Raw genomic sequence first — 9,929 nt, 5'->3', positions numbered from 1 at the left:
CTCCGGCGCTGCCTCCCGCGAACGCTCTCTGCCACGACGCGGGGCCGGGCGGTCGGACTTCGGGCCGCCACGGCTGCGCTCGGGGCGGCCGTCGCGGGTCCCGCGGGGCCGACGCTCGCCGGCGGCGGCCTCGTCGGCCCTCGGGCCTTCCCAGGTCACGGACTCGCCCATCAGGCTCTCGATCGCCGCGAGCGAGCGCTCGTCGCCCGGCGCGACCAGCGTAAAGGCGTGGCCGGATCGGCCGGCGCGGCCCGTGCGGCCGATCCGGTGCACGTAGTCTTCCGCGTGATGCGGCACGTCGTAGTTGAACACGTGGCTGACGGCCGGGATGTCGAGACCCCGGGCAGCGACGTCGCTGGCGACCAGGAGCGGCACGTCGCCGGACCGGAAGCTGTCGAGCGCAGCCATCCGGGCGCGCTGGTCAAGGTCGCCATGCAGGGCTGCGGCCGTGAAGCCATGCCGCTGCAGCGACTTGTGCAGCAGCGCGACCTCACGTTTGCGGTTGCAGAAGATGATCGCGTTCTTGAAGTCCGGCGCCGTCCGGATCAGTTCGCGCAGCCGTTCCCGCTTCTCGTGGCCTTCCGGCCCGGTGGCGAACAGCCGCTGCGTGATCGTGGCCGCGGCGGAGGCCGGCCGCGCAACCTCGACGCGGGCGGGGTTGTGAAGGAAGTTGTCCGCGAGGTGCTGGATCTCCGGCGGCATGGTTGCGGAGAAGAACAGCGTCTGGCGGGTGAAGGGGACGAGCTTCACGATCCGCTCGATATCCGGAATGAAGCCCATGTCGAGCATCCGGTCGGCCTCGTCGATGACGAGGAGCTCGACGCCGGTGAGAAGCAGCTTGCCGCGTTCCTGGTGGTCCAGAAGGCGGCCGGGCGTGGCGATCAGCACGTCCACGCCGCGGGTGATTTTGACGTCCTGGTCGCCGAACGACACGCCGCCGATGAGGAGGGCCACCGAGAGCTTGTGGTGGATGCCGTAGCGCTCAAAATTCTCCACCACCTGGGCGGCGAGTTCGCGCGTGGGCTCCAGGATCAGGGTGCGCGGCATTCGGGCCCGGGCCCGGCCGGTTTCGAGCAGCGTCAGCATCGGCAGCACAAAGGCCGCGGTCTTGCCCGTGCCCGTCTGAGCAATGCCCAGCACGTCGCGCCGGGCGAGCACATGCGGAATGGCCTCCGCCTGAATGGGGGTGGGGACGGTATACCCCGCGGCCTCAGCCGCTTGGAGGACCTTCTCGCTCAGTCCGAGATCAGCAAACAACATTCGGGGGAACGACCATGCCGGGTCGCCTCGCGCGACCCCAATGTGTGGCTTGACGCTCGGGGCGAGGCATCGGCGCGCGCAAACTGCGCTAGCTAACCGAACGGCTCCGGCATCCGGAACATAAGTCTTTGCCGGCCAATGTCAATCGAAAGTCGGTCTGCGGAGTCGCAGGTGTCACTCCGGCTGGGGCAGCCCGGCCGCCGCCAGGGCGGTCCGCTGCCGCGCGGCGAGCGCCTCGAGTTCGAAATGCTCGATCTCTGCCTGGAACATGCGGTGAAAGTTCAGCTCCGCATTCAGGTGGAGAAACACGGCGCCGAGGCCGATCGCGGCCCGGTCCATGAAGACGAATTCGCGTGGCACGGTGACGGGGCCTTTTTCGCGCAGCGCCTGATGCACCGAGAATGCCTCGCGGCGCCCGTACTCGCCGGGTTTCACCCCGTCCGCGATGGTCCGGGTGCGGTCCTCGAGAAGCGGTCCGTAGATGAAGCGGGCCCAGATGTTCAGCGTGTCGATCAGCTCGGAGGAGAGGCGGCGGAAGCCCCAGGTCTCATAGGCGTGAACAACGCGGGCGCGATCACCGTGCAGGAGGCCGTAATAGAGGTCCACCACACCGCCCAGGAAGCGGGGTGGAAAGATCCGGACGCAGCCGTAATCGAGAAGGTTGATGCCCGCCGGCTGGCCGCTCCCGTCCGAAAACACGCTGTAATTGCCCAAATGGGGATCTCCGTGGATCACCCCGACCTGCGCCACGGGGTGCCACCACGCCTTGAACATCGCGACCGCGAGCCGGTTGCGGACCTCGATGGGCGCTTCCCTGAAGTTCAGGATGCCCTCGCCGTCCAGCCACTCGAGCGTCAGCAGCCGGCCGGTCGAGAGGTCGGTCCGCACGGCCGGCACCCGCACCTCCGGCACCTCCGCCAGCACGCGGCCATAGAGGGCCGCATTGCGGGCCTCGTTGATGTAGTCGAGCTCCTCGCGCAGCCGGTCGCCGATCTCCTTGGCGATCTCGCGGGTGTCGATGACGGACCTGATCCGGCGCTGCACGGCAAACACGAGATCGAGCTGCTGCAGGTCGGCCTCCACGGCCGATTGCATGTCCGGATACTGCAGCTTGCAGGCGAGGGCGGAGCCGTCCGGAGCGGTGGCCCGATGAACCTGGCCGAGAGAGGCGGCGGCGGCCGGCTTCAGATCGAAGGATTGGAAGCGCGAGCGCCAGTCCGGGCCGAGCTCGCTCATCATGCGCCTGGTCACGAAGGCCGCGCCCATCGGCGGCGCGGCGCTCTGCAGCTTCTGCAGCTCGACCGCATATTCCGGCGGCACGAGGTCCGGCACCGTCGCCAGGAGCTGCGCCACCTTCATGATCGGGCCTTTGAGCCCGCCGAGGGCGCCGGCGATCGCGGCCGCATTGGACGCCTCCGTGCCGCGCCCGAAGACCTTCTGGCCGGCCAGGCGGGCCGCCACACCTCCGACATTGGCGCCCACCCGCGCGTAGCGGGCGGCGCGTGCGGACCAGCGATTTGCTTCGGTGTCGGTATCGGGCATGGCTTCCGAGGCGGCTGGCGTGGTGTCCTCAGATGGGGCGCGGGGCGCCGGGCCGAAAGGGCGGGCCTGCGGCTCTCACCCGATCGTCATCCGGCGACGTTCGCCTCGGCCGAGGGCGGCGCAGCGCTCGTTCGGCTCCAGGCGAGGGCGCCCTCGGCGGCGGCCCGTCCTGTGGCGAAACAGGCCTGGAGCAGATAGCCGCCCGTCGGCGCCTCCCAGTCCAGCATCTCGCCCGCCGCAAACAGGCCCGGCCGGGCCCGCAGCATGAGGTGGGAATCGAGATCGGCGAACCGGATGCCCCCGGCGGTCGAAATGGCGCGCTCCAGGGGCGCGATTCCGCTCGGCCGGATCGGAACTGCTTTGATCAGGCGGGCGAGGTCGTCGGCATCGGCCGGCAACGCCGGGCCAGCGACCTCTCGCAGAAGGGAGATCGCAACCGGCGCGAGACGGCCCGCCTTGCGCAGAAAGGTCGAGGTGGATTGGTGCGCCCGCGGCGCCCGCAAGGCCGCCGCGAGGTCGGCCTCGCTTCGGTCCGGCTTGAGGTCGATCCACAGGATCGCTGCCGCGCCGCTGCCGAGCGCGTCCCGGACCTGGCCGGAGAGGGCGTAGACCGAGCCGCCTTCGAGGCCGGCCCGGGTGACCACGGCGTCGCCATGGGAGCGCTGCCCCTCGAAGGTCAGCGTGACACGCTTCAGCGGCTCGCCCGCGAAGCGTTCGGCGAAATGCGGGGTCCAGGGGACCAGGACGGCACTGTTGGCCGGAGTGAGCGGGGAGGGCAGGGCGCCGAGGCCGGCCACGATGTCGGTCCAGGAGCCGTCCGAACCGAGGCGGGGCCAGCTCGCTCCCCCGAGCGCCAGGATGGTGGCGGCGGCCGGCGGGACGGCCGCCTCGCCGTCGGGCGTGGCGAAGGCCAGGGCGCCGTCGGGTCCGATGCCGGTCCAGCGATGCCGCAGCGCGAAGCGCACGCCCTGCCCCTCGAGCCGCCGCAGCCAGGCCCGCAGCAGGGGCGAGGTCTTCCAGCTCTTCGGGAACACGCGTCCGCTCGATCCCAGCACGGTCTCCTCGCCGAGGTCCGCCGCCCACTGGCGCAACGCCTCAGGCGGAAAGCGCGCGATAAGGGGAGCAAGCCGGTCAGCAGCCGGCCCGTAGCGGGCGACGAAGCGGGCCGTTCCCTCCGAATGGGTCAGGTTGAGCCCACCGCGGCCGGCGAGCAGGAACTTGCGGGCGACCGATGGCATGCGGTCGTAGACGGTCACGCGGGCGCCGGAGGCGGCCAGCGTCTCGGCCGCCATCAGCCCGGCGGGTCCGGCGCCGATGACGGCGAAGCTCTCGAGAGGTTCGGCGGTGGACGAGTTCATGCCGCCTCATGCAAGCTCGGGCGGCGTCCGGCAACGCCTGGCCGGACACGGAGTGCGCCCGCATGCGACCCATCCGCCCGATCTGCATCACCTGCGGCACCCAATACGAGGCTGCGCAGGCGAGCGTCTGCCCCGTCTGCGAAGACGAGCGCCAGTGGGTGCGCTGGGAGGGGCAGGCCTGGACCGACCTCGCCGCGCTCGCGGCCAGCCACACCATGCGGATCGCGGACGATCACGGCGTGCTCGGATTGGACGTCGTCCCGGCTTTCGCCATCGGGCAGCGCGCCCTGCTGGTGGAGACCCCGGCCGGCAATCTGCTGTGGGACTGCGTCGCGCTTCTGAACGCGGAGGCGATCGCAGCCATCCGGGACCGGGGTGGCCTCGCCGGGATCGCGATCTCGCATCCGCATTACTACACAACGATGCTGGACTGGAGCGCGGCCTTCGGCGGCGTGCCGATCCACCTGCACGCCGACGACGCAGCCTGGATCCAACGGAGCGGACCGGCCATCCAGCTCTGGCAGGGCGAGACGACCTCACCGCTGCCGGGCCTGACCCTGATCCGCTGCGGCGGCCATTTCGAGGGCGCGACGGTGCTGCACCGGGCCGCCGGGGCGGGCGACCTGTTTGTGGGCGACGTGCTGCAGGTCGGCCAGGACCGCCGCTCGCTGAGCTTCATGCGGAGCTACCCGAATTTCATCCCGGTCAACGCCGGCGCGGTTCGCCGCATCGCGGCCTCGCTGGCGCCCTTCCGCTACGGGCGCGTGCACGGCGCCTTCCGGGGTCGCTCGATCGCCGAGGACGGCGAGGCGGTGGTGGCCCGGTCCGTCGAGCGCTATCTCGCGGCCATCTCCTGACCGGCGGCCGACAGGCGGCGACGCGGCTCGGGCCGAAGCCCGCTTACGGCTCCTCCATCCCCTCGAGTTCGGTGATCAGGTCCTCGATCATGGACAGGCCGATCTGCCAAAATCCCGGATCCTTGGCGTCGAGCCCGAAGGGGGCGAGGAGTTCGCCGTAGGGCTTGGTGCCACCGGCCGCGAGCAGCGCGAAGTAGCGCTCGACGAAGCCGGATTCGGCGCGCTGGTAGACCCCGTACAGCGAGTTCACCAGGCAATCGCCAAAGGCATAGGCGTAGACGTAGAACGGCGAGTGGATGAAGTGAGGGATGTAGGTCCAGAAGACCTCGTAGCCCTGGCCCAGCCGAATGGCCGGCCCGAGGCTTTCCGCCTGGACGGACATCCAGAGATCGCAGATCTGGTCGGGCGTGAGCTCGCCCTTGCGGCGCTCCAGATGCACCTTACGCTCGAAGGCGTAGAACGCGACCTGGCGCACCACCGTGTTGATCATGTCCTCGACCTTGGCCGCCAGCATGGCGCGGCGCTGGGTCGGGTTGGTGGTCCCGGCGAGCAGGCGCCGGAAGGTCAGCATCTCGCCGAAGACGCTCGCGGTTTCGGCGAGCGTCAGCGGCGTCGGAGCCATCAGCGCGCCGTTCGGGGCGGCGAGCACCTGGTGCACGCCGTGGCCGAGCTCGTGCGCGAGCGTCATCACGTCCCGTGGCTTGCCCTGGTAATTGAGCAGCACATAGGGGTGGGCCGAGGGCACGGTCGGATGCGCGAAGGCGCCCGGCGCCTTGCCGGGCCGCACGGGCGCGTCGATCCAGTTGCCGTCGAAGAACCGGCGCGCGATCGCGGCCATCTCGGGCGAGAAGTCGGAATAGGCCGACAAGACGGTGTCGCGCGCCTCGCCCCAGCCGATGGTGCGCTGGTCCACCCTCGGCAGCGGGGCGTTGCGGTCCCAGTAATCCAGGCTGTCGCGCCCGAACCAGCGTGCCTTGAGCTTGTAATAGCGATGCGACAGGCGCGGATAGGCGTCCTGCACGGCCTCGACCAGCGCCTCCACGGTCTCCCGCTCGACCCGATTCGCGAGGTGGCGGGAATCGCCCACATCCTCGAAGCCGCGCCAGCGGTCGGAAATCTCCTTGTCCTTGGCCAGCGTGTTGGTGGTCAGCGCGAACACGCGCAGATTGGCCCGGAACACCGTCGAGAGGGCTTCCGCCGCCTCCCGCCGCATGGCGCCATCGGCATCCTGCAGCTTGTTGAGGGTGGGCTCCAGCGCCAACTCCTCTCCCCGCACCCGGAAGCGCAGGGAGGCGAGGGTCTCGTCGAACAGCCTGTTCCAGGCGCCCCGCCCGGTGACGGACTTCTCGTGAAACAACTGCTCGATCCGGTCCTCGAGCTGGTAGGGCCGGTCGCGCCGCACGTCCTCGATCCAGGGCCGGAACCGCGCCAGCGGCGGCTGCGCCATGGCCGTTTCCAGCACGGCGTCGTCGATCCGGTTGAGCTCCAGCGTGAAGAACAGGAGGTCGCTGGAGGCCGCGGTCAGCCGCTCCTGCGTGTCGCCGTAGAACTTGGCCCGGTTCGGATCGGTCGTGTCGCCCGAATAGACGAGCCCCGCATAGGACATGAGGCGGCCGAGCCGGTCCTCGATCGCCTCGTAACGCTCGACCACGGGGCCGAGTTCGGCACCACCTGCCCGGGCGAGGTCGTCCAGCCGACCCCGGAAGGCTTCGGCGAAGGAGCGGCACTCGGCTTCCGCGCCGGCGAGGTCCTCGAGAAACTCGGCGCTGTCCATCCCGGGATAGAGGTCATGCAGATTCCACTCCGGAAGGCTGCCCATCTCGGCGGGAGCGGCGGTTCCTTGCGCCAGCGCCGCGTGTGCAAGGGAAGGGCCGTGATCAGGAGGGACCGGTGACATCGGGTGAAGCGTCCTCGCGTCTGCCGATGTCATATCGGCCGGCTGGTCGTCCCGATCAACGTCGATCGGCGGCTCGGGGTGCCAAGGTTAAGGCTGGATTTACCCTTCTGGCCGAGCATGCACCCTCCCGAGATCGAACCGAGGCCATGTCGCAGACCGTCCTGATCGTCGATGACGACCCCGTTCAGCGCCGGCTGCTCGACGCCATGATCCGCCGCCTCGGCTACGGTGTGCTGCTGGCCGAAGACGGCGCGGCAGGCCTCGCCGTGATGCGATCAGGCGAGCCGCTCGCGCTGGTCGTGCTGGATCTCGTGATGCCCGGTCTCGATGGCTTCGGCGTCTTGGCCGCCATGCGGGAGGCCAAGATCGAGATCCCGGCCATCGTTCAGACCTCGCATGGCACGATCGAAACGGTCGTCAACGCGATGCGCGCCGGGGCAGTCGATTTCGTGGTCAAGCCCGTCGGGGCCGAGCGCCTTCAGGTCTCGATCAAGAATGCGCTCCGGCTGGGCTCGCTGCAGGAGGAGGTGCGGCGCCTGCGGCGCCGGGCCGGCGGAACGCTCGGCTTTCGCGACCTCGCGAGCCGCAGCCCGGACATGGTGCGCCTTCTGCGTCTGGCCGAACGGGCGGCCAAATCCTCCATCCCGGTGCTGATCGAGGGCGAATCCGGTGTCGGCAAGGAGGTCCTGGCACGGGCCATCCAGGGCTCCGGGGACCGGCGCAGCAAGCCCTTCATCATTGTGAATTGCGGAGCCATCCCCGAGAACCTCGTGGAATCGACCCTGTTCGGCCACGAGAAGGGGGCCTTCACGGGCGCCACTGAGAAACATTCCGGCAAGTTCGTCGAGGCCTCCGGCGGCACCCTGTTCCTCGACGAGATCGGCGAGCTGCCGCCCTCCGCCCAGGTGAAGCTTCTCCGCGCCATCCAGGAAGGCGAGGTGGACCCGGTGGGAGCCAAGCGCTCGGTCCGGGTCGACATCCGGCTGATCTCGGCCACCAACCGCAGCCTGCTGGACATGGTGAAGGAGGGCAGCTTTCGGGAGGATCTGTACTACCGGCTCAACGTGTTCCCGATGACGCTGCCGCCCCTGCGCGCGCGCCGGGAAGACATTCCGGACCTCGCGCTGTCCTTCCTGGCCCGATTCTCGTCCGAGGAAGGCAAGCGCATCCGGGGCATCGCGGCCGAGGCCATGGCGCTCCTGTCGCGCTACGACTGGCCCGGCAATGTGCGGCAGCTCGAAAACGCCATGTTCCGGGCCGTCGTCCTCTGCGACGGCGACGAGCTGACCCTGGCCGAATTCCCTCAGATCGCCCAGCAGGTGCAGGGGTTCGAGGTCCGCATTCCGCCGGCCCCCGCGGCCTCGGCCGAGTACGCCGCGTCCTCGCCGCCCGTCCGCGAGATCGTCAGGGTGGAGGTGCGCGATCCGCACGCCACCTCGCTGGTGGCCGAATCGGGCGAGGTCAAGCGCCTTGAGGACGTCGAGGCGGAGATCATCCGCTTCGCGCTTACCCACTATCGGGGCCACATGTCCGAGGTGTCGCGGCGGCTCGGGATCGGCCGCTCGACCCTGTACCGGAAGCTCAAGGACCTCGGCCTGGACGGCGCCGAGGAGGACAGCGCCACCGAACAGGCGGCCTGACGGCTCCGGCCCGGCCGCGACGGCCCGGCGGTCAGACCAGGCTGGTCAGACCACGCCGCCCTCGCGCAAAGCTGCGATCTCGTGCTCGGCGAAGCCGGCCTCGCGCAGAATCTCGTCCGTATGCTCGCCGATGGCTGGCGGATGGCGGTCGATCCGCGATGGCGTGCGGGACAGGGTCATCGGCTGCCGCAGCAGGGTCAGCTTGCCGGCATGCGGGGACTCGATCTCGACGGCAGGGTCGAGATGCTGGACCTGCGGGTCGGCGAAGACCTCGTCGATTCGGTAGATGTGGCCGCAGGGCACGCCGGCCCGGTTCAGCCGCTCGATCCAGGTTTCGCTGGTCTCCCCGAGCAGGATGCGGCCGATCTCGGCGTTGAGCGCGTCGCGGTTGGCCGAGCGCAGCTTCCCGGTCGCGTAGGACGGATGCCCGATCAGGTCCTCGGCCCCGACCGCCCGGGCGAAGCGCTCCCAGATGGCCTGGCCGGCGGTTGCGATGTTGATGTGGCCGTCCTGCGTCTCGTAGACGCCCGTCGGGATGGAGGTCGGGTGGTTGTTGCCGGCCTGGACCGGGACCTCGCCCTCCGTCAGCCAGCGCGCGGCCTGGAAGTCCAGCATGAAGATCTGCGACTGGAGCAGCGACGACTGCACCCACTGGCCCTGGCCCGAACGCTCCCGTTCGATCAGAGCCAGGAGAATGCCCTGGGCGCAGAAGATGCCGGCGCAGAGATCCGCGACCGGAATGCCGGCCCGCACAGGCCCCTGCCCGGGCAGGCCGGTGATGGACATTAGCCCGCCCATGCCCTGGGCGATCTGGTCGAAGCCCGGCCGATCCCGGTAGGGGCCGGTCTGGCCGAAGCCTGAGATGGAGGCCAGGATCAGCCGGGGATTGAGGGCCCGCAGGCTCTCGTAATCGAGGCCGAGGCGATCCTTCACGTCGGGCCGGTAGTTCTCGACCACGACATCGGCGGTGGCGGCCAGACGCCGGAACGTCTCGCGACCGCGCGGCTCCTTGAGGTTCAGGGTCATGCCGCGCTTGTTGCGCTGCAGGTTCTGGAAATCCGAGCCGAGGCGCGGCCCGCTGTAATCCCCGGCCTCCCGCCCCTCCGGCATCTCGATCTTGATGACGTCGGCGCCCCAATCGGCGAGCTGCCGCACGGCGGTCGGGCCCGCCCGGACGCGGCTGAGGTCGAGAACGCGAATCCCGCTGAGCGGGCCATGGGAGGCGGTCATGCTGATGTTCTAGCGTCCTCGGGCCGTGAGCTAAAGCGGCGCCGTCTCGGGCGGCTGAAGGGCGGCCACATCGGGCGGGGCCAGCAGCTCGCGCGAGTGCTCGGTCCGGATGCAGCGCGCCTCGTGGCGCGGCGCGACCGTGACG

7 protein-coding genes are annotated in these 9,929 nt (G+C 69.9%); 2 read left to right on the top strand and 5 right to left on the bottom strand.

The genetic code is table 11. The features are described 5' to 3' along the window. The 3 genes from JWR86_RS10150 to JWR86_RS10140 form a co-directional block, all read right to left on the bottom strand. Window positions 1-1,260 (bottom strand): DEAD/DEAH box helicase (locus JWR86_RS10150; protein ID WP_299564538.1); only part of this gene is annotated, 1,260 nt, incomplete at its 3' end. Between the two features lie 174 nt (window positions 1,261-1,434). Next, complete coding sequence (locus tag JWR86_RS10145) at window positions 1,435-2,802, bottom strand: AarF/UbiB family protein (protein WP_299564535.1); 1,368 nt, start codon at window positions 2,800-2,802, stop codon at window positions 1,435-1,437. A gap of 86 nt (window positions 2,803-2,888) precedes the next feature. Further along, on the bottom strand, window positions 2,889-4,160 hold the full coding sequence (locus tag JWR86_RS10140; RefSeq protein WP_299564532.1) for a TIGR03862 family flavoprotein: 1,272 nt from the start codon (window positions 4,158-4,160) through the stop codon (window positions 2,889-2,891). Between the two features lie 62 nt (window positions 4,161-4,222). Between JWR86_RS10140 and JWR86_RS10135 the strand changes: the two genes are divergently transcribed. Then, window positions 4,223-5,017 carry an MBL fold metallo-hydrolase gene (locus JWR86_RS10135; protein ID WP_299564529.1) on the top strand — a complete coding sequence of 265 codons (795 nt, stop codon included), beginning with the start codon at window positions 4,223-4,225 and terminating at the stop codon, window positions 5,015-5,017. A 43-nt stretch (window positions 5,018-5,060) separates the two neighbouring features. On the opposite strand, the gene JWR86_RS10130 is transcribed toward JWR86_RS10135, so the two are convergent. After that, window positions 5,061-6,836 (bottom strand): M3 family oligoendopeptidase, encoded by a 1,776-nt coding sequence (locus tag JWR86_RS10130; RefSeq protein WP_299564525.1) that lies wholly within the window; start codon window positions 6,834-6,836, stop codon window positions 5,061-5,063. 224 nt (window positions 6,837-7,060) lie between these two features. Between JWR86_RS10130 and JWR86_RS10125 the strand changes: the two genes are divergently transcribed. Continuing rightward, on the top strand, window positions 7,061-8,554 hold the full coding sequence (locus JWR86_RS10125; RefSeq protein ID WP_299564521.1) for a sigma-54 dependent transcriptional regulator: 1,494 nt from the start codon (window positions 7,061-7,063) through the stop codon (window positions 8,552-8,554). Between the two features lie 45 nt (window positions 8,555-8,599). Here the strand turns inward: JWR86_RS10125 and JWR86_RS10120 are convergent, their stop codons facing one another. Then, on the bottom strand, window positions 8,600-9,784 hold the full coding sequence (locus JWR86_RS10120) for a CoA transferase (RefSeq protein ID WP_299564518.1): 1,185 nt from the start codon (window positions 9,782-9,784) through the stop codon (window positions 8,600-8,602). Window positions 9,785-9,929 lie beyond the last annotated feature (145 nt).

The organism is Enterovirga sp. (assembly GCF_028290205.1).
Taxonomy (GTDB): Bacteria; Pseudomonadota; Alphaproteobacteria; order Rhizobiales; family Beijerinckiaceae; genus Enterovirga.
This window is presented reverse-complemented; position numbering and strand designations above follow the sequence as displayed.